This is a genomic window from Sulfitobacter sp. M13 (assembly GCF_053474885.1).
This window is the reverse complement of sequence record NZ_JBRKBN010000005.1, coordinates 208,675-230,203: the sequence shown is the minus strand read 5'-3', so window position 1 is coordinate 230,203 and position 21,529 is coordinate 208,675. Positions and strand designations below refer to the sequence as shown.

Below are 21,529 nucleotides of genomic sequence, written 5' to 3'. Positions count from 1 at the left end.
CCCCTGCCCCGTACGTCATTCAGACATAGAGCCTTTGCCTTCCGTGGAAAGCAAAGGCTCCGAGCCACGGGAGGAATGACATGAACATCGTAGAAAACGTAAAGCGCCGACATTTTTTGATCGGATCAGCTGGCACAATGGCGGCAGTGGCTGTCGGGGCGCCGGTGATGGCGCAGTCAGGCCAAGAGCCTTTGCCAGAATACGTCGCTTGGAAAGACGCCAAGGACATGATTGTCCATTCAAAGCAGACACTTGAGACAAAGCGCGCCGCGCAAGGATCGGAGCTGATCACCCCCACGACCGAACTTTACATCCGCAACAACCTGCCCGCCCCGTCCGACAAGATCGTCGCGGACCGCGATGCTTGGGAGGTCGTGATTGAAGGCGTCGCGAACCCGGGCACAATGACAGTAGGCGCCTTGAAAACGCTCGGCGTCGAAACGGTGGTTTGTGTGCTCCAGTGCTCTGGCAACGGACGCGCGTTTTTCGATCACGAGACCAGCGGCTCTCAGTGGTCCGTGGGTGCTGCGGGCAACGTCGTATGGACAGGTGTACCGGTACGCGCCGTGATCGACGTGATGGGGGGCGCGAATGCTGAAGCAGTGTTCCTGACCGGTACCGGCGGCGAGGAAATACCCGACGGTCTGCCACCAGAGACGATCCAGGTCGAACGCTCTGTGCCAAAGGCCGCGATGGATCAGGCAATCCTGGCGTGGGAGATGAACGGTGAGCCTGTGCCACTGGCTCACGGTGGCCCCTTGCGGCTGATTATCCCCGGCTACTACGGCGTCAACAACGTCAAATACCTCAAACGTCTCGCGCTGACGGTCGATGAATCGCCCAACAAGATCCAGCAGACCGGCTATCGGATGCGTCCCGTCGGGGAAAAGGGTGACCCGTCGCAACCGTCGATGTACAAAATGTCCGTGAAATCGTGGATCACGGGGCCGCTGCTGGATGCTGCAACGGGCAAGGTACAGATCCATGGCGTCGCCATGGGGGGTGTCAGCGGTCTCGAAAAGATCGAGATCTCGACCGACGGCGGGCAGAATTGGGCCGAAGCGCAGTTTCTTGGTCCTGACTTGGGCCCCTATGCTTGGCGGCCCTTCGCACTAATCACAAATCTGTCCGAGGGCACGCATATGCTAGCCAGCCGTGCGACCAATTTAGCGGGCGACAGCCAACCCGAGATCTTCCCCCCGAACGAGCGCGGGTACGGCAACAACGGCTGGCGCGCCCATGCCGTCGACGTGACCGTAGGCTGACCTTATTGACCGGCGGCCTTTGTCGCCGGTTCGACCACAAACCGGAGACATATATATATGACCACACGATTGACGCCGCGCCTTGGCGGTGCGCTTTTTGTTGCGCTGATTGGCAGCGCCGCGACTGCCGAGGGACATTCTGATGCGGGCCGCGAAATCTTCAACGATACGGCCCAACCTCCATGTGCCATTTGCCACACGCTGAAAGACGCCGGTGCCGAGGGCGAGATTGGCCCCAACCTTGATGACTTTAAACCGACTGTCGATCAGGTACTTGCCGCCGTGACAAGCGGGATTGGCATCATGCCCGCCTTTTCCGAAACGCTGACCAAGGATGAAATCGAAACGGTTTCCCAGTACGTGGTAGCGGTAACAGGCGGATCAGGTGCCGAGACAGGAACCTACGCACTGGCCCCCTCGTCCGAGGACGCCAGTGTCGCATATTTGGACCTGCCCGGTGCCGCGATTTTGGCACAGGGCGATCCAGTGGCGGGCGAAAAAGTCTTTAGGAAATGCAAAGCCTGTCACACGATTGACCAAGGCGGTGCCAATCGGGTCGGCCCCAATCTTTACGGCATCGTCGATGCAACTGTCGCGTCGGTCGATGGCTTTCGCTATTCGGATGCGCTGACGGGGTATGGCGGCGCCTGGACACCCGATCGGCTGGCGGCGTTCCTTGCCAACCCGCGCAAGGCGGTTCCCGGCACGAAGATGAGCTTTGCCGGTCTGCGCAAAGAACAAGATCAGCCCGATGTGATCGCGTATCTGGACAGCTTGGACGCTACGGCAAAGGCCGACTGATCTACCCGACGCAGGACCGCGCCGACCGGATCGCCTCTGACAGCGACGCCATAACGCTTTCAGAGACGGCCCGGTCGCCGGTTTCAAGCTTGAGATAATCAGCGATTGCTGTGAACCGGCTATGATCCATCCCTGTCGCAACAATCATGTGGCGGAGGTTATCCGCCGACGTCCATGTCGCGATCTGCTGATCCGAGGTGCTGCTGCCCTCTGGCGAATTGAACGTGCCGCGTAGATAGGTCAACCGGCAGCCATTTTGCCCCGCGTAATGCGCGATAACTTTGTTGTCTAATGCGCGAAAAGCAACAGCCGTCATATTTGCGAGGGTGAGGTCTGGCGCCCCTGCCCCGCCCCCCGCCGCAGCGGCCCGTAGGCCGGCGGTTTCGATGTCATATGTCTGCGCGGCCAGCTCGGCATGTATGTCAAACACGGTCGGGGACGCATTAAACGCGGAGCCGAACACCACAGCCAAAGCAAGAGCCGCGGCGACCGCACCGCCCGCAAGCCAGCGTCGGGGATGCCAGTTGTTATTAGACGGACGGGTTTGAGGCATAGCAGCCGACTGAACCAGTTCCGGTCGCAAGGATGACAAGCTTTGAGCGACAGCCTGCACGTCCTTCAACGCAGCAGTAAGCGCAGGCTCAGACGCGAACCGAACCTCTAACGCGCGCATCTCTTCGGCACTTAGCTCACCATCATGATATGCGTTGACCAGTATCCAGTCCTGCTCGTTCAGTTCACTCATGTCTTCCGCACCACTTTTCGCTTTGCCGCTTCGGCCCCATCGACGATTTCCAGCAACGCCTTGCGGGCGCGGCTGATCCGGCTCATCACCGTTCCGATCGGCACATCCATCACTTCCGCCGCCTCGGCGTATTTCAACCCCATGATGTCCACAAGGCACAACACCTCGCGGGTGTCGGGTGCCAGCTTTTCAAACGCTAACCGGATCAGCACGTCCCGTGCGATGTCCGATCCGCCCGCTTCATCAGAGAAACGTTTCTCGACCGCGGAATATTCCCGACGCACCCGCCTTTTTCTCAGCTCGTCGTAATGCAGATTGCGAATGACGCGAAACATCCATGGCCGCAATTCATTTAGCAGCGTTGGCCGTCGATCAGATCGCAGCCCCCGTTCGACCGCGTCCTGAACCAGATCTTCGGCCTGATCACGCGATTGGCAGATGGCAATCGCATAGGCCCTAAGTTCGGGCAAAAGAATCTCGATATCGGTAAGCTGCAACATGAGAAACCGTACCGCGTTTTTAGGCCGGATCAAAGCCAGCATGCCGCGCTATCGTAAATCCTCCATCAGATTTCGGACAAAGTTTACAGCTGTAAACACCCGCATCACGATATATATTATACCGAAACGCATTGCCCAGGCCGGCAGGTGCGAAGGCAACGACACAAAAAATACCTTTGTAGCGACTTCGCATATAGTCCCTAATGCGCCAAACAGGCCCTATATAGAGGAAATTTCTTGACTTAGGCCCCTGAATCATTGCTTCTACCTTCAAGTAGCGCAAAATAAGCTGCAGTATTGAATTTGAGGCAACTAGATGATTCCTGTGACACCATTGGCGAATGGTCGCCCTTCGGCTTTGGCGACGGATATTTCCGAACGGCTGAACGCCGCAATTAGGGAGCATCTTCTCTCTGCCTTTGCACCAGATAACTCCAAAACGCTACGGTCCTTTTCGGCGCCAGAGACGGCCGAACTACTGGGTGTATCTGGCCAGTTCATGCGCAAGGTTCACGCCGAAGGCACGCTGCCCGAACCTGCCGACATTCGCGGCGGTCGCCGTTATTATAGCGCACAAGAGATCTGGAATGCCCGCGAGATCCTAGAGGTGAGCTCGCGCAAGAAAGGTCGCTACCTGCCCCGTCGCAGCGGCGACGAAAAGCTACAGGTCTGGCAGCTCATGAACTTCAAGGGCGGGTCGTCCAAAAGTACAAGCAGCGTCCACCTCGCCCATTATTTCGCACTGCGCGGATATCGCGTCTTGGTCATGGATCTTGACCCCCAAGGCTCTCTGACGTCCATGTGCGGCATTAGTCCCGAGATCGAGTTCGACGGGCTGACCGTCTATGACGCGATCCGATACGATAATCCGGTTGGTATGGCCGAAGTCGTGATGCCCACCTATTTCCCGGGGATTTCCATAGCCCCGTCACGCCTGATGCTATCTGAATTCGAGACAGAATCGGCCGTGCATTCCAATCCGGATCAGCCGTTCTTTACGCGTATCCGCAATGCACTTGTGCAGGTAGAGGATGACTTTGACATCGTCTTGATGGACAGCCCCCCTCAGCTCGGTTTTTTGACCATTGCAGGAATGGCGGCTGCCAGCTCCTTGATCGTTCCGCTGACACCTTCGATGCTGGATGTTTCTTCAACGGCACAGTTCCTCGAACTCGCCGGGGCCTACATGGGTGTGATCGAAGACGCCGGCGCCACACTGGATTACGATCACTTCAAGTTCCTGATCACCCGTGACGAGCCGACAGATGTACCGTCTCAGCAGCTCACCTCCTTCATGAGGGCACTGTTTCAGGATCGCGTGATGTCTGCGACGGCTTTGAAAAGCACCGCTATCAGCGATGCGACAATGCTAAAGCAATCCATCTACGAAGTTGTCCGCTCTGAAATGACCCGCGCCACATATGACCGCGCCAAAGGGTCCATGGATGCGGTCGGCCGTGAGGTCGAGGTCATGATACAACAATCCTGGGGGCGTAAATAATGGCTAGAAAATCTTTGGGCGGCATGTCCGGAATCGCCAACACCATTGCACGTTCGGGCACCTCGTCAAGCGAGCAGCGCCCCAAAACCAGCGCCCCTGCCCTTGGAGCGCTACAAGGATCGCTGGCCTCCATCCGCGAGGTCGATCCAGCTCTGGTAGACGACTGGGGGCCCATAGATCGGCTCGAAGCGTTTACAACTGTAAACGACGAGGAGGACGAGGGCTTTGAGGGGCTCAAGGACAGCATTCGTGACGGCGGGCAACAGGTGCCAATTCTCATCCGGCGATCCAAAACGGCTGAGGGCCGCTATGAGGCGATCTATGGTCGCCGTCGCCTGCAAGCCTGTCGAGAGCTTGGCATCAAAGTCCGCGCCAACGTCCAAGACGTGGACGACGCCACCGCGCTGCTCGCAAAAGGGCTCGAGAATGCGGCACGTCGCAACCTTTCATTTTACGAGAAAGCCCGTTTCGCCCAAGCCATCCAAACCGCGGGCCACGACACCACTACAGTGCGTCAGGTGTTGAACCTGTCGGCGTCGGGCTTGTCCCACTTGTCCAAGGTCACACAAAATGTCCCGGCTAAAGTCGGAGATATGATCGGGGCGGCGGCCAAGTCAGGGCGTCCGCGCTGGACTGAACTGGCAGATCTCTTTGCGGCAGGAAAGCTAACCGAAGCCGTAGCATTGGATCTGTTGAAGCGCCTTACCGGGGCATCGAACGCCGATGAACGTCTAGAGCGGCTTATCAAAGAGGCGACCAAACGCGGAGCGAAAACAAGCCCGAAGGCTGAGGAAACGACCGTTGTGGAAGGCGTCACGATTAAAACAGGGCGCAGCGCGTTGTCGTTATCGGTCAAAAAGACCGGAACCAACGCGGGATTCGCAGTCTGGCTAGAGAAAAATCTCAGCCAGATAATTGAAGATTCGTACGCTGAGTTTACAGCTGTAAACCCGGCAGACGATAACTGAGGCAGAGCAAAAAGGAGAGACGCGAAAAAGAAAACCCTCAAAGCCGGAGCTTCGAGGGCTGCTGCGCAAAGCGCAAACTTTAGATTAGACACCTAGAAGTTAGCAGCCAACGAATCGCCATACAAGAGAAAACGCTTCCGAGCGAACGGGATTTCTTTGCCGCTGGCATAAAAATGGAAAAATCTATCGACACCCCGCGTGGGGTAACTGGGGCCGAGCAGCCACAGAACAGTGGTCTTATGTCGAAAATTGACCGACCTTCGGGTTGGCGAAAAACAACCCATCATCTGCTGGATGCTGAGCATCTTGCCGGTATGGGGGAGGGCAGTGGGGTCCCAAAATCCCGCGCTTTCGTCGCGGTAAAACGAGTCGGCGCGCATATCGGGTTGAAAGCTGGTGACCTTCTGCTGCTCGATACGCTTGGTGCTTTCACGCAGCCGCAGGATTGGGAAAGCGGGTGCCGGCCCATTGTCTGGCCCTCCAACGCACTCTTGATGGATCACACCGGGTTCTCCCTCTCGGCCCTAAAGCGCCATGCACGTCGGCTGGCCGATCACGGTGTCATCAGCTTTCGCGATAGCGCGAACGGCAAACGCTGGGGTCATAGAAACCCGCATGGGTATATCAGCGAGGCATATGGCTTTGACCTATCCCCCCTCGCCGCGCGTGCTGTCGAATTTGAAAATCTCTATGCTGGACTGCAGGCTGAACGCGCTTTGTGCCAGCGTCTGAAACGTCAGATCACGGTCGCCCGCAGGATGATCCGCGCGCGTCTTTTGGATGCTCTGGCTGACGGCCTTCGAGGGCCTTGGGAGCAGCTCGTCTCAATGTTTGACATGTTGCTGGCCAAACTACCCCGGCGCCCAAAAGGCTCCGGTCAACTGCAACAACTACTCGCAGCTTTTGATGCGTTGCAGACCGACGTCGAAACAGCCTACTGCGAGATTTCGAAACCTGCGGACCAAGACGAAGATACCGTTCTTGAACGAACAGGGATTGCACCGGAAACGGCCCCCAAAGAGGCCAGAAATGACCCCCATATACTAACTACTAATAAACTTAATCCTGTAACCTGTAATCAAACAGTTGAGACGATTGGGATCACAGAACATGCAAATACCACGACCCAAAACAGGCTTCCTGTTATTCCAGAGGAAAGCATCTCCACAAAGCAGCGGAGCGACCAAAAGCTTACTTTGAAAACGGTTATGAAGACATGTCCCGAGTTTGGCACTTGGGCGCAGACCTTGGGCTCTAAGGTCACCGATTGGGGCGACCTGCATCGTGTCGCTGGTCAGCTGGCACCGATGATCGGGATGTCGAAGCAAACCTGGCACCTCGCTGAGGACCATCTGGGCAAGGACATGGCTGCGTGCTCCTTCGCGCTGATATTTGAAAAGCATAGCAAAGGCGAGGTCACGTCACCCACTGGATATCTGAGAGGAATGCTTAGAAAAGCGGCCGCCGGAGAGCTTCATATTGATCGCAGTTTTTATGGCAGGCTCAGCGTACTTGAACGGATGAGCTAGTTGCAGGGGCCGGCAGGATGCCTTCGAACGGCGTCCTCAAGTGCCAGCCCATCCCCTGCCGACACGCGTCTACCGGCGAGCATATAGCAACCTTTTGGCCTACTGCCGCTATACGCGCTACCCGGAATATATGCCCATGCCTGTGCAATCGCAGGTTCTGTGGAAAGGTTCCCTTAGGTCACAAAAGGTTTGCTTCGAAGGCGGATTTGCGCCTAGTCTCGGGAATAATCATTCTTGTTTCTGCGTTTTTTCCTATTTCGCTCCATTTTTTCTGGAGCATCTCAATCGTCTCATAGGTCCCCTTCAGGGTGCATTAAATGTCTGTCAGGTCATTGTTTTCAAAACTGTTTCGAAAGGACGGCGCGCGCGCTGAGCCTTCTCGATTCGGTGCTGAAGGCGTTTTGCGTGACCCGACACATGACAGCCTGAACCGCGAAGAATCATTTCGTGTCGAAGCGCTGGAACCGCGGATTCTTTTGTCCGCTGACCCCGTTTTGGGTGAAATGGCACGCATCGCTGACAAGGCGGGCTGGGATAATCCGATGTCAAATCTGGCAGCAATCGTCGAGGTTATAGACGCAACTGAAAATCAGGATGCGAAGGCTGCTGAAGTCGAAACAGCCGACGAGGCTGAAGTCGAAATGGCGTGGCCAGAAGAGTGGGTTGAAAAGGCCGAGCGCGAAGTCGCGACCCACGCGCCCTTGGATACCAGTGCTGGTGAAGACGCAGACTACGCATTTGGCTCGACCTTCGTTTCGACCTCCGTCGATCGCGATAGTATTTCGCCGACAGGGCCACCCGCATCCGCGACTGGAACGGCTGAGTTTCTTTCGACAGGGGGTGCGCATACACCTCCTGCTGAAAGCGTCTCGGATATCCATCATCTGATGTTAGAGGGTGGCAACAGCGGTGCGGTCACTGCCATCGCCCTTAAGGCAGAAGCCCAAGCGACATTCAATCGTGCGGTGTCGATGTGGACGGTGGCACGCGGTTCGGAGCCAGTAGGCCTTGATTTCATCATCGGCGATCTCGCGGCAGGTGTACTGGCCAGTTATGATCGGGCCGAAAACCTAATCACCATTGATGACGATGCGGCCGGGGCAGGGTGGTTCATAGACACCACCGCCGATGCGAATAATGAATATACAACCCTGAACGGATACGCGCTTGAGGCAGAGGGGAACGCCGCTGCTGAAGGCATCGATCTGCTCACCGTGATGCTGCACGAGATCGGCCACGCTGCCGGTCAGGATCATACCAGGGGATTGGCCTTGATGGGAGACACCCTCGCCGAGGGCGAACGGATTGTACTGCCCACCGACATCAGCGTCATTCCCGCTGAGCTAAGCGGTCAGCTCTTTTACCAGATGACCGCCAGCGGCGGGATCACGGCGTTCAGCGATGCGGCCCTCACCCAAGAAGTTCTGACAACCGGCAGCCCGGTGACAACCCTGACCGGTTTGGCAGGCCACAATGATGTGCTGGTCGGGGCCGACGATTTGTTTGGCGGGCTGTCGCCAGAGGGCACTTTCAAGATCACCGGTCTGAACAGTGGTACGCTCAGCTTTGCGACGGGTGCCGCGGCCGACCACGTTTTGACCTACTCCAACATCGGATTGCTGAGCGGCGGGAATGACACCGACACCGGTCTGTATGTTGTCGAAGGCCAGGATGTTGACAGCGTCTGGGATATCACTTCGGTAAATGCTGGTACGGTAACGTCTGAAACCGGCGCAATCCAGTTCCAGAATATTGGCAAGCTGGTTGGCGGCACCGAGAATGACGCGATCATCTATGCGACCGGCGGCTTGCTGACCCACGGGTTTGACGACAGCAAACAGAACGCAGCGGCGGACGCGACCAACGTTTACGAAATTACTGTCGGCGATTTTGTCACCCTGTCGCTGGGGGACGGTGCCAGCGTATCGTCGAGCTTTGTGCAAAACCAAACGGTGACGGGTTTTGTGATCGGCGGGGCAGAGGTCACGTTGACCAATGTTGATGTGGTCACGATGACGGTCACCGGCGCGACGCTCTTTGCCGGTTCTGATGGCGAAGCGTATTTCACGCGCATGGCGAATGGCCAAGAAAATGTCGCGACCGGGATAGAGGGGCAGGAATTTGACTTTGATCTGCGGTTCTATCGCCAAGCCTCCTCCGCCGGGTACTACGTCTGGGCATCGCTGGATGCGTTGATTGAACAGCTGACGCTGATCAACGCCGACGCGGTCAGAGGGTCGATCGGCCAGGCAGAAGTTTTGTTGAACGTTGCGTCTGACGGGGCGGTGGTCGACGGGGTCGATATAAGCGACGCCGTCGTGATCCGCGCAACCGACACCGCGTTCGAAACGGCGACGGCCGAATTTGCATCGGTCACCGGGACAGCCGCGCTGGTTGTGCAAGAAAAGACCGAGCGGACACAAGGTGTCTTTACCTATACGGACATCGCCTATGTCGCGGGTGGCGTGACGCTGACCAAGACAACGGCGGATGTAACCTTGCCATCGGGCAATCCCGTCTTTGGCGATCTGCTGGTCTTCCAGCTGCAAGATGCGTCGGCGTTTATCGGCGTCGGGATCGAACTGCCAAGCGTGTTGGTCGCGCCAGCGGATATTTCATTCGACACAAGCAGCCCGAATATCGAAGGCATCCTTGCGACCGACCTGAATTTCTCGCTTGGTCTGTTCAAGACGCAGGCGGACACCAACGTGGCTTCGGTGATCTACGCCGGCCTGAGCTTTACCACGGCAGCGGAATCCTTTGGTCTCGCCGAGACAAAACTGATCGCGCGCGAATTGTCGGTAAAGCTGAATGTCGCATCCGATTTCACCACGGCGCTGGATTGGACACAGGATGCGTTGAAGGATCCATCGGGCGCGTCCTATCTGGATCTGACCTTTGACGGGATCGAACTGCTGGCCGATGTCGAGATCGAGATTGCTGAAACGGTTCTAATTGCCGGACAGGTTGAATTGTCGGTCAAGACGCAGACGATCGATGATGGGGCGATCACGGCGACGGACGCGACGGTCGTCACTTTCAAACTCAGCGATGGCTTCTTTGCAGCCGGTATCATCGACCTTACCCGCGACGCGAACAATGCGCTGGTGCAGGCACCAATCACACGGTCGCCGACCGATGACGCGCCCAACGGTGTCTCGGCAACATTCGAAGGGTTCTATGCCGCGGGTGTCAGTTTCGAGCTGGCAGTGATCGCACGGAACTTGGACAGCGCCGCGATTGATGGCGCGCCGGGTTTCGAGACGTGGCTCGCCTTCCGCGCCACGGTAGAGAATATTGCGGTGCAGGGGCTTGGCGGCCCGGATGATTTTAGCATCGAAGGTCGGGACTTTTTGGTCACCGGCAACTTTGCCTCGTTCGTTGATCTGGTGGCTGACCCCGGTGCCGTCGCCACGGTGATGAACTGGAAAAACCTGGCCGACGATCTGACCGGCCCGCAGCTTGATCTGACGGATGCGGTGCTGGGACTGAACGGGCTCGAGCAGTTCAAGATCGGCGGCACGCTGACGCTTGAAATTACCAACGCAGTTTACCTGACCTCGACCTTCTCGATGGCGGTGGCGATGGATGTACCGACGGACCCAGTATCGGGTATCGACGGGGATCTGATCTTGCTGACCCTGTCCGAGACCACGTTCTTTGCCGGTGGCAGCGCGGTCTTTGCCGAAGATACCGAAGGCAACCTTTTGATCAACCGCGGCAATGCCAGCGGCGTCTACGTAGAGAATGCGAACCTTGCCTTGGGCGTGCTCGTGGATACCGGTGCCGACGTGATCGATACGACAGACGACGTGACCTATATCGGGCTGACCGGCGGGTTTGATCTGGCGCAGGTGCTGGGTCTGGGCAACTTCGAGGCGCAGGCCGCTGATGTGATCTTGCACTACAATGCCGCGACAGATGACGCGGGCCAGCCGGCCCCCAAGCTGGATTGGTCGACCATCGATTATACCGATGCAGCCACAGCGCTTGGCGATCTGGACAGCGGCACGGACTTTGGCATTCAAGGGCGGATCTTTTACGGCGACGGCCTTGTCTACCTCGACGGCGGCTTCTCGCTTTTGACGGGTAGCTACACCGTTTCGGCCAGCGGGATCGGGACGGATTTTGCCGCGAATGTGACAACCTTCTCGATTGATGATGCATCCCTGTTTGCGGGTGTCGGCGGTGGCTTTACATATGGTGTTGCCGATCCATCGCGGATCACCGGCTTGATTGCGCTGAATGATCTGGAAGGGGCCAGCGGCTTTAGTGCGACGGGTGTTTCGGCCGAACTTGCCTTCATCACCGAGGCCGCAGCGGCCGCACGTAGCTGGACCGCGATTGATGCACGCGTGGGCACAGCCGATCTGTTCGGCCTGCCCGAGGGTTTCGTGGCCAGTGTCAAAGACGTCTATTTCAGCACCAACATCGCAGACGAAGCATCAAGCACCAAACTGAACTGGAACGCTCTAACACTGGACGGAACCGCATTTTCGGCGGTGACGGGGCTCGCGGCAGTCGGCGCGATGGATGATAGCCTTGGTGTCGTTTTTGACAACACTCTGGGCTTTTCGTTTGGCGGTGCATTCCGGGGCGAAATCGACAGCACTATTCTGCTCGCCGGGGCATTGACCGGCGACATTGTTGCGCTTGAACAACTTGATGCGCTGCCCGGTGACGTGGCCGCGTCCGAGACCGTTAACGTGGTCAGCTTTACCGTCGCGAACGGGTATCTTTTTGCCGGCGTTGGCGGCAGCTTCACCACGGTTGACGGTGTCGTGACGGACATTGCGGCGGGCGGTACCGGATTTGCAGCGGCTAATCTGTCGCTCGATTTCCTGTCGATCAGTCAAGGTCAGACTGATCCAACAATTGTTGGCACGACACAGACCTGGACTGCGATCAAGGCAGGGGCAGGGCAGCTTGATATTCGCGGGATCGACGGTATTGACCTTAAGGCCTATGACCTCGAAATCCGTCTGAACGCAGCCGCAACGACTGATCTTGCTGCGACGGCGACCAAGCTAGATTGGACCACGCTCAGCGCCACCGACGCACCGATCTTTGGCACCTCGTCGATCACGGATGCGCAAGACGGGATCAATGCCGATCTTGATTACAGCGTTTCGGGGGCCATCGAAGTCGCGATTGAAGACAACGTTTTGCTGTTTGGAGCCTTTGGTCTCAACGCGCAGACCAAGACGATTGATGACGGCAATGGTATCACGATTGCCGATGCGTCGGTTCTGTCCTTCTCGATTAGCGGTGCAACGATGTTTGCAGGGGCAGGGGGCGCACTGATTTATGACGGTACAACCCAGCGTGCGACAGGTCTGGAAGACGGCGGCACCGGCCTGGCCGTGCAGAATGCCAACTTTGAGCTGGCGATTATCAGCGAACCCGCTACAGCCACAGCGCCCCTGAGCTGGCTTGCCGTCGCAGGCGAGATTGGCAAGGCTGACTTGCGTGGCATCGATGGGGTTACCGCGATTGCGCGCAACGTTACGTTCCGCTTTAATGGTGCGGCGACAGATGCGGCGATGGTATCGACCAAACTGGACTGGTCGGCCATTAGCGACTTTGACGGCACGCGGATCGGCACGATTGATGCGACGCTTGACCTGTCCTTCGGCGGAGAGATCGAGCTGAACATTCAAGACAACGTTCTTGTCGCAGCCGGTTTCTCGGGCGCAATCCAGACTGTATCGAACGTAACCGACGGCGCGGGCATCACAGTTGCACAGGCGCAGTTGATCCAATTCAACCTGTCCAATACCTATCTGTTCATCGGCGATGGCGGTGCCTTTACCCGCGACGGTGATCTGGCGGATGGCGCTGTGATTGGCATTTCAGATCAGGGGACAGGCTTTGCTGTCACCAACGCGGCACTTAATCTTTACGTGGTGAACGAGGCTGCTGGCGTCGGTGCCACATCCGTTCGCAGTTGGACCGGTCTCTATGCGACAGCAAGCGAAGTCGCACCGCGCGGCCTACCCGAAGGCTTCGACATCGCGGTGACGGATATCGAGGTCATCTTTAACAAGGCGAGCGTGACGGCACTGCCGGGTGGGGCTCTCACCGACGGGACTAAGCTTGACTGGGTAAATGTCGCGCAGTTCACGGCCGTGCCGGATGTGTTTGATGCGGGCACCGATCTGAAAGTCGCGGGCACGTTGACGCTAGATGCCTTCGGGTTTGTCGATCTGGGGGCGCGGTTCGATCTGCAGGTTATCTCTGGCGTAGAAGCGCAGCTGGATACGGACGCGGCGCTCGAGGATGCGACGCTGTTGATGCTGGGCCTGACCCTGACGGATCCGATGTTCATCGGGCAGCCGGGCGGTGTCGGGATTTCGGTCGGGAACGGACATGTCGCGGTCGCCCTACTTTCGGCGGTGCCGGATGCAGTACCCACGGCGACGGTCACCACGATCCCAAGTGCTACCGCGATCACGGCCAGCCTAGGTGATGCGACCATCACCAATCTGCCAGAGGGGATTGATTTCAACATCAACAGCCTGACACTGGACTACTATACCCATGTGCCGCTTGATGTGGCTGACCCCGGCTTTAGCTGGACGTCCGTTATTGTGCCGGATCAGGTGTCGGGCGATGGTGTGCTCTTTAACTATGGTCCCTCGGATGCACCGCTAGCGGCCCGTTTCAACGAGACCGCGGACAAGACACTGGTCACGGGGTTGGTCTCTTTTAGCGCCTTCGACTTCATTGCGGCGCAGGCAACATTCTCGTTTGCGCAGGACATCGTTGATGTCGATGTAAACAGCGATCAGAACTTTGATCTGGCCGCCGACATGGATAACGCCTCGCTGACCCGTATCAGTCTTGGTGTCGTTGGCACCCAAGCCGATCCGGGGCTGACCATCGGTATCCGCGATGGACCGGGTGTATCGGTGGCCAGTGCCGAGCTGGTGTTCGCGAGCATTACTTCAGCTAATCCGGTACTTGATGCACGCGGTTACTTTGGTCTGAAGGCAAACATCGATACCGCGACCCTCGAAGGGGTAGAGGTGATCGACGCGACGCTGAACAATGGTACGCTTGAACTGAACACTGCCGCGATCAAAGGCAGCCTGACCCCGCTGAGCGTTCTTGACTGGAACCAAGCCGTAAACCTCGATTCCACCGAATGGACGACACAGACAGCCATTGATGCCGCCACTTACGACGTGCTTTCGGCCACGAATGTTAACGGGTTTGTGGCACCTGATACAGATACCGTTCTCGACATGACCCGCGACGGCGTTGCGCTTTATGCCGATGCAACAATCATCATCAATGATTTCATCTATGCCCGCGGTGAAGCATCGCTTGTATCCGAGCTGAATGTCGCCGCGCGGACGCTGGATGATGCCACGACCTTTAACACATCTGTGCTGCGCCTTGGCCTTGCCAATGTCGCGGTTTTTGCCGGCAACGGGGTGCCCGACTATCTGACGGATGCAGGTACCGGTCGCGTGACTGGCGTGGACCCTGCCAGCAACGTCACCGGCGTAACGCTAAATGTGAACAGCCTTGGCGTTTTGCTGGTCAAGGAAAGCCCGACAGTTCCAGCAGCGACAACGCCATTGCGCGCTTGGTATGCGATCAAGGCTAGCGGTGACGCCGCGCTGCTGGGGGTCGAGGGGCTTGAGCTCAGCGGGACGCTGAATGTTGCGGTAAACGGCATCGACACGACATTGCCCACCTACAGCACACTTGATTTCAGTGATACGGACATCTGGAATGTCACCGTTGGTAATAACACCGCAATCACTTTTGACGATCTGATCGAAACGGCAATCGAAGTGCGCGGATCGCTTGTACTGGGGGTAGAGGAATACGTCTTTATCTCGGGCGAGTTTGCATTCCGCAAAGGCGACGCCCTGCTGGATGTGGTGCTGTCGGATGGCGCGGCGCGAACGGTTTCGGCGCTGACTGTCGGTGCGCGGGATGTGAACATCTTTGTCGGCACGGGCTATGATTTAACCAAGGCCTTCGATGCGCAGACGGATCTGGTCGGACTGAGAATCTCGAACGGGTACATGGCGCTGGCGCTGTTGCAGTCGGTTGATGCGGCAACGGGTCTGCCGGTTGCCTTAGGCGCGCCAACGGCAGGGGCCTACACCGCGCTGAACGCCGGCGGAGACGTGCAGTTGGTGGGCATCGATGGGCTGACGCTGGCGGCCTATGACTTTGAAGTAAAATATAACGCGGCCAATATCGGGCGGACGATCAACTTTGATGCCAATAACCTGATTGTACCCACCGGACTTGATGCTGCCAATGATGTGACGCTGTCGATGGCAGCCGAAATCCTTGAGGTGACGGGCTTTGCCGTCATCACCATTGACCAGTATGTCTTCCTGTCTGGCAATGTGACTTTCTCGAAAGGGATGGTGGTCGCTGCCACCACGGATCCGACAGCCAAGAAATTTGCGGTGACGCAGATCAGCGGCAGCAACATTAACGCCTTTGTTGGTGTAGGCGGGCCGTATTTCGAGCTAGATATTCCGAACCGCACGTCTTCGGTTCCGGCCGACGCCGGTAGCGCGGTTGGCGTCTCGGCGCAGGGAATTTCCTTTGATCTAGCGTTGCTGTCACAGGTAGAGCTGAGCACCGCGACCGGTCAGTATGTCGCCAGCCTGAACGGCGACCGGTACACCGCGCTTTATGCCCAGGTTGCTGGCGTCAATCTTGTGGGCGTTGGTGGCGTCGCGCTTGCGTCGACCAACGTCAAGATCAAGGTCAACCAAGGCCGCGCCGGTGCGCCAGCTGGCACGCCACAGACGGCCCTGCCAGCTGCCTTCGACTTTACCGAGGTTACCGGCCTGTCACCGGGAGCCACGACCTCTGAGATAATTGAACCAGATTTCCTTTACGTCTTCAAAGAACAGGGCTTCAAAGAAACCGTTATTGGTTTCGAGGCTATCGGCAGCACCGCCGGCACCGGTCTTTCGCTGCTGATCAACACAAACGGCGTCACCCCGACCAGCGTCGCCGATGCAGACTTCGCCCTTCTGGCTGATATCAGCTTTGAACGGACCACGCTGCAGAACGGGTCTATCGTCACCAAGATTTCCGCAACCAATGTGACCGCCAGCCTGGGCAGCATTGATTTTTCCGTGACCGGCAACGCGTTGATCCTGATCACCCCTGCGGGTCTGACCGCAAATATCGATGTGACGCTGCCTGCTAAATCATTCACCGATGGGCGCACTACATTCGCCTTTGATGCGCCCACATTCCGGCTAGAGCTGAACACCGCGACCGTCGCGGTCAAAGACGAGTTCAAGGTCGCGCCCTACACCGACGAGAATGGGGTCGTGCAGACCACACGCAGCCTTGACCTGCCTGCGGGCAAGTTCATCCGCATCACGGGCGAGGACCTGCGCCTGAAGGTCGATCTGGATAACGCATCCGGCACGATTGCAGCGTCCGACCGACCCGAGCTTGAGTTTAGTGGCGCGATTTCGCTCGCTAGTTTTTCGGATGTGACCGACCCAGATAATGTCAAGAAACGTACGATCTTTGTCTTTAGCGGTGTGACAGGCACCTATACCGATCCGAATTCTGACGCGGCCAACCCCGACGTTTACGGGCTGACCGACGCCAAGGGCGTGATCCTTTATTATGCTGGCGAAACCGACCCGACACAGAACGGCCTTGCGGGACAGATCGAACTGACTGCGCAGGGCGGTGCCGGTGATTTCGCTGCCGAAGCCACGGGCATTCTGCGCTTTAACACCACAGCGCGGACCATTGATCAAAGCGTCGATATCGGCGATGCCCTCTACCGCCTGACCTTTAGCGCGGCCCAGGCCGCCACGGCAACTACGCCGTACTTCATCCAGCTTGGCGTTGCGGATTTGACCCTGACCTATGACCCCTATCTGACCATCTCGGGGTCGGTGAACACGCTGAACATCGCTGACTATGCCAGCTTTGTCGCGGCAGGCGTCAGCAGCGGGATTTCGGCACGCAACATCAGCATTTTCCTTGGGGACAAAGGTGCCGACCTCCAAAGCACTGATGATGATGTGGGTCTGCTGATCACCAATACCCAGCTTGTTGTGCTGGAATTCGTGACAAGCGGCCTGCGGACCTTTGCGATTTATGCCAAGGGTGATGCCTCTGTTGTCGGTATTGACGGGCTGCGCATTCAAGGATCCGTCGAGGTTTGGATCAACAACTCTGGCCAGACCATTGAACCCACGCAGGTTCTGGATATTCCACGACTGAACTCTGATGACATGCTGCCGAGCCTCTCGGTCAAGTTCGTATCCGGCACGATGGAAATGGTTATGGGCGGCACGGGCGACCAAAAGCTGACCATCGGGATCGGCGCAACCTCGGCTGAGGATGTCGTGGTCATTACATCGGATGCTGTGCAGTTCACCCGCACTCCACTTGGCGTGATCGAGGTATTTGCGCCGGATACGCGGATCACGGTCAACCCCGAAGGTGACGCTGATCGCGCTATTGGTCTGGGGGGGGCAGCGCGGTTCAGCTTTGGCGGCGGCAACGGGTTCCAGCTGTCCGATATCCGTCTGACCAGCTATACGATCAACGGCCAGACTGGCGTCGTCAACTCGCGGCCCCGCGATCTGGTCCAGCTCAGCGCAGATCTGGCCTCACCGTTGCAGAACCAGATCGTGCGTTTGGACGAACTGACCTATATCGACGTTATTTATAACAACAATAACTACCTCAGCACGGCCGATAACCCTGATGGTATCGTCGATAGCTCTATCACCGATGCCGAGCAGGAATTCATTATCCGTGCGGTGAACCAGTCTGGCACGACCTTTAATATTGAAGTGTCCGGCGCGGCCACGCGGGTCGAGGGCACGGCCAAACCGACCTTCCGCTACGAAATTCTGAGCAAACCTGACAGCATCCCCACCAACACCCCGATCACCTACGAGGTCGAATTCCTTGCGAATTCCTGGAAGGACAGCGCCAATTCACTGGGTGCACGAGAGATCGAAAGGTTCAGCGTTTTGCGGGCCCTTGGCGATGGCTTTGGCGCGGCAGAGTTCGAACTGGCCCGCCTAGCCGCGGCGCAGGCCGCGTCGATCGCGCTCGCTAAACCGTTCTCGGGGGCGACTGTCGACGCGATGCAACTGAACGCTGCCGGATATATCGACGTGACCTTCCGCACGACCGTTGGACAGCGCTTGAACCTAGACACAATCGACGGCAATGAGATCCGAATTTCGGCGGTCGAGGGGGCTGCCAATGTGGGCGGTGTCATTGGCGTGGCGCGGGTGTCAGCGACAACATGGCGCTATTTCATTGCGGCCAAGCCCCCGGCTCCTGTCGTGGGTGTTCCGGCCAGCCCCGTTGGGGCAGCTGCGAATACACGGTCGAATGCGGCGTTTAGTGTCGGCGACGTAAAGGTCGACTTTATTGCTGGCACCTGGTCGTATGAGCAAGACCGCACGGGTCTGACACCGACAACTGTTCTGTTTGGCGCTGTCGATGGTGTGACGCTGACGGATCGCACCGTAAACAACGCTGCAAATGCGGGCACTGCAGCCGATCCGCTTCGGGTTCAGTATTCGTCGGTCTTTACGGTTGCCAATATTCCCGAGGCACAGACCAGCGGCCTATCCTTCAACATCGGCCCGGTCACGATTGAATCGCCATCTGTCGGTCTGGACAAGCTGGCGTTCAAAGATGGCCGTCTGGTCTTGACGATTGCCATCGGTGCTGATCGCGCGGCGCTTGCCTTTGGCAGTACTACTGCGCAGGGCGGGACAGCGTCTAATACGGGTGGCACAAGCGTTGTGATCAATGGCCTGCTGGTCAAGTTCGACGTTGGCATTGATGTGCTGGCGACGGTGACTGGCGGGGAGCCGGACATCGGTTTCACAGGCAAGTGGGAAGTGACGGCGGACAGCTTGATCGGGACCGTGCCAGAAGTTCTGACCTTTGAGGCGTTCAACATCAAAATCGGCTATGACCCCGATTATGACGCGTCAAAGGATCTGTTGAACACGCTTGACGGTGCCGGCCAAAAGCTGGTCCAGATTGGCACCGTGCGCGTCACTTTCCCAAGTTTCGGTCTGACGGGCCTGATTACAGGCAATGCCACGACGCCCGGTTTGATCGTCTATGAAAACGGGTTCAGCCTGAAGACGGCGCAGCTGATTTATGGCGGGTTGTCCGCCAACCCGAACGCGGCTGCAGCGACGCGCACCGACGACCAAGCCGGTCCGATCCGGTTTGGCAGCCTGCTAGAATTTGTTGATCTGCGCATTGGGGTCACGGACTTTAGCGTCGTGTTCGGTCAGGCCGTGACCTTCAACGGGTCGATCTTCTTTGCTTCGGGCGGGGCAAAGTTCGCGCCGGGCAAGGCAATTTCTGCAGACATCCGCGACCGTGTGGGACCAGAGCTGACCGATACAGTTGGCGCACCGGATACCGAAGCGATCCGCCTTGGTCTGACCTTCACCAATGGCGTGGTCGATGGCTTTATCTGGCGCATGGATACCTTCCGCATCACACTGGGGCCGAACCTTGTTCTGACGGGTCAGGATCTGAACCTTGATACCGGCGCTGCCGCCGACGAAGAGCTGATCAGCTTTGCCGCCATCGGGGCCGAACTGACTGTCGGCTCTGTGACGCTGGTCGGTGAGGCGCGTCAGTTTGCCTTCCTTGGCGACGGATCGTTTGTTACCAAGCGTGGCTTTGGCGTCTTTATCGGCGTCGGGTCTGCGACAGGTGCGACGTTCAAATGGCCCGCATGGCTACCGATCCGGATCACCGAGATCGGCGTTCAATGGGCAGATATTCAGGCCGCTCCTGAAAAATTCGTGCTGACTTTGTCAGCGACCATCACCGGCCTGCAAGGCAACCCCGGCCTGAAATTCGAAGGCACGGTCAGAGGCATCCAGATCGACGTGGGCGCATTGATTGCGGGTGATAACCCAATAATCGGGATTGAATCGCTCGGGGTCTCTATTTCGGGCAATGTCTTTGGTGGCCAGATTGAGGGCTCGTTGATTGGCGGCATTATCAAGGTGGATGCCAATGGTAACGAGATTGGCGTGCTTGATACCGATACGGTGGTTGCCGACCGCGTCTTCTTTATCGGGGTAGAGGCAGGGTATTCCTTTGCTGGTTTGTCGGGCTTCACCATCCGCTTTGCGCTCAGCGAACTTGGCCCGCTTGGGGTGCTTGTGACGGCGCAAATTCCGGGCGGTATCCTGCTGGAGCCGTTCTCGGGCCTGACCATCAACAACTTTACCGGCGGCGTTGATTTCTTCACCAGCTTGCCGGACATCACCACACCGGGCGAATTGACCGGACCTGCCTTCCAACTGCCAGCCAATGTCAGCATTGACGGTTGGCTGGACATGGTGCGCGGTCAGGTTCTGACGCAATACCGTTTAGTTCAGGCGAACCCGTCGCAAAGCGGTTTTGCAGCTGCCTTCCAGGCACCCATGGTGATCACCGGCAGTGCAAAGCTGTATTCGATTTACACATCAGAGCTGACCTTCAACGGTCAGGTCACGATCAAGATCTCCACGGATGGCAAGATCCTTGTGATCGGGCAGCTGAATTTTGCGGCAGACAACCTGTCTCTGTCGGCGCGTCTTTATGCGAACCTAAGCAAGATCGCGTCGGGCGAGGCGACGATCCTGTTCCTTGCAAAAATCCCCGACCAGATTGATCTGATCACGATAGAGGGCAGCCTGCGCTTTGGTTTCCAAACCCTAATGGGGGATGATGTCGCGATTGCCATCGTTCAAGACCGTGCCGCCAGCCCGACACAGGAACTGGCCGGACCGGGTGCGGGCACCGAGTTGGGTCAGTCGGCGATCAATAGCGGGGGCTATATCGATGTGACGTTGGATGCCCTGCCGACAAATGCGACAGGTGTTGTCCTTGATCCCGCCAGCGTCTTGGATCTGGCACCTGAGCTTATCCTCGCGGACGGTAGCGGTGTTGCGCTGGACGATACACTGGCACCTGTTCATCTGGGCGGCACGACCTATCGTTTCTGGGTGATCGGCACCGCGACGAGCGACATCAGCTATACCTACGTTAATCAAGGCTGGAGCTATCTGAACGAACAGACCGGCGAAGTGCTGTACAGTGGTGTAGCAGATGAAGAGACGTCGGATACGGGAACGGCGAGCGTGGTTTCCGGCCCTTGGATCGATATACGCTTTATCCCCGAGATCGGTGCCGAACTGACCTTGGATGACCTTC

8 protein-coding genes (1 of these 8 cut by a window edge) are annotated in these 21,529 nt (G+C 57.6%); 6 read left to right on the top strand and 2 right to left on the bottom strand.

The window, feature by feature from the left end:
- The first annotated feature begins 80 nt into the window (after nucleotides 1-80).
- Both sorT and sorU read left to right on the top strand, forming a co-directional pair.
- Nucleotides 81-1,265, top strand: a complete 1,185-nt coding sequence (sorT, locus tag ACVBAU_RS18795) for a SorT family sulfite dehydrogenase catalytic subunit (protein WP_448329679.1) — start codon at nucleotides 81-83, stop codon at nucleotides 1,263-1,265.
- 57 nt (nucleotides 1,266-1,322) lie between these two features.
- Nucleotides 1,323-2,066, top strand: a complete 744-nt coding sequence (sorU, locus tag ACVBAU_RS18790) for a SorU family sulfite dehydrogenase c-type cytochrome subunit (protein ID WP_448329678.1) — start codon at nucleotides 1,323-1,325, stop codon at nucleotides 2,064-2,066.
- A gap of 1 nt (nucleotide 2,067) precedes the next feature.
- Here sorU and ACVBAU_RS18785 read toward each other — a convergent pair whose 3' ends face one another.
- Together ACVBAU_RS18785 and ACVBAU_RS18780 are read right to left on the bottom strand one after the other, a co-directional pair.
- The gene (locus ACVBAU_RS18785; RefSeq protein ID WP_448329677.1) at nucleotides 2,068-2,811 is read right to left on the bottom strand and encodes a hypothetical protein; all 744 of its coding nucleotides are present in this window, start codon (nucleotides 2,809-2,811) and stop codon (nucleotides 2,068-2,070) included.
- Complete coding sequence (locus ACVBAU_RS18780; protein ID WP_448329676.1) at nucleotides 2,808-3,311, bottom strand: sigma-70 family RNA polymerase sigma factor; 504 nt, start codon at nucleotides 3,309-3,311, stop codon at nucleotides 2,808-2,810. The genes ACVBAU_RS18785 and ACVBAU_RS18780 overlap by 4 nt, the downstream gene beginning before the upstream one ends.
- A 316-nt stretch (nucleotides 3,312-3,627) precedes the next feature.
- On the opposite strand from ACVBAU_RS18780, the gene repA reads away from it, so the two are divergent.
- The 4 genes from repA to ACVBAU_RS18760 form a co-directional block, all read left to right on the top strand.
- Nucleotides 3,628-4,812, top strand: a complete 1,185-nt coding sequence (gene repA, locus ACVBAU_RS18775) for a plasmid partitioning protein RepA (RefSeq protein ID WP_323804297.1) — start codon at nucleotides 3,628-3,630, stop codon at nucleotides 4,810-4,812.
- The gene (gene repB, locus ACVBAU_RS18770; protein WP_448329675.1) at nucleotides 4,812-5,780 is read left to right on the top strand and encodes a plasmid partitioning protein RepB; all 969 of its coding nucleotides are present in this window, start codon (nucleotides 4,812-4,814) and stop codon (nucleotides 5,778-5,780) included. The genes repA and repB overlap by 1 nt, the downstream gene beginning before the upstream one ends.
- A gap of 239 nt (nucleotides 5,781-6,019) precedes the next feature.
- Complete coding sequence (gene repC, locus ACVBAU_RS18765; protein ID WP_448329674.1) at nucleotides 6,020-7,309, top strand: plasmid replication protein RepC; 1,290 nt, start codon at nucleotides 6,020-6,022, stop codon at nucleotides 7,307-7,309.
- 401 nt (nucleotides 7,310-7,710) lie between these two features.
- On the top strand, nucleotides 7,711-21,529 hold the 5' end (the start) of the coding sequence (locus tag ACVBAU_RS18760; protein ID WP_448329673.1) for an LEPR-XLL domain-containing protein. Its footprint extends 21,926 nt past the window's final position; the window shows 13,819 of its 35,745 coding nt (coding positions 1-13,819); it begins with the start codon at nucleotides 7,711-7,713; its stop codon lies beyond the right edge, outside the window.

Coding starts and splice junctions, on each gene's coding strand:
- sorT (WP_448329679.1), top strand. CDS start 81: ATGAACATCGTAGAAAACGTAAAGCGCCGACATTTTTTGATCGGATCA.
- sorU (WP_448329678.1), top strand. CDS start 1,323: ATGACCACACGATTGACGCCGCGCCTTGGCGGTGCGCTTTTTGTTGCG.
- ACVBAU_RS18785 (WP_448329677.1), bottom strand. CDS start 2,811: ATGAGTGAACTGAACGAGCAGGACTGGATACTGGTCAACGCATATCAT.
- ACVBAU_RS18780 (WP_448329676.1), bottom strand. CDS start 3,311: ATGTTGCAGCTTACCGATATCGAGATTCTTTTGCCCGAACTTAGGGCC.
- repA (WP_323804297.1), top strand. CDS start 3,628: ATGATTCCTGTGACACCATTGGCGAATGGTCGCCCTTCGGCTTTGGCG.
- repB (WP_448329675.1), top strand. CDS start 4,812: ATGGCTAGAAAATCTTTGGGCGGCATGTCCGGAATCGCCAACACCATT.
- repC (WP_448329674.1), top strand. CDS start 6,020: ATGTCGAAAATTGACCGACCTTCGGGTTGGCGAAAAACAACCCATCAT.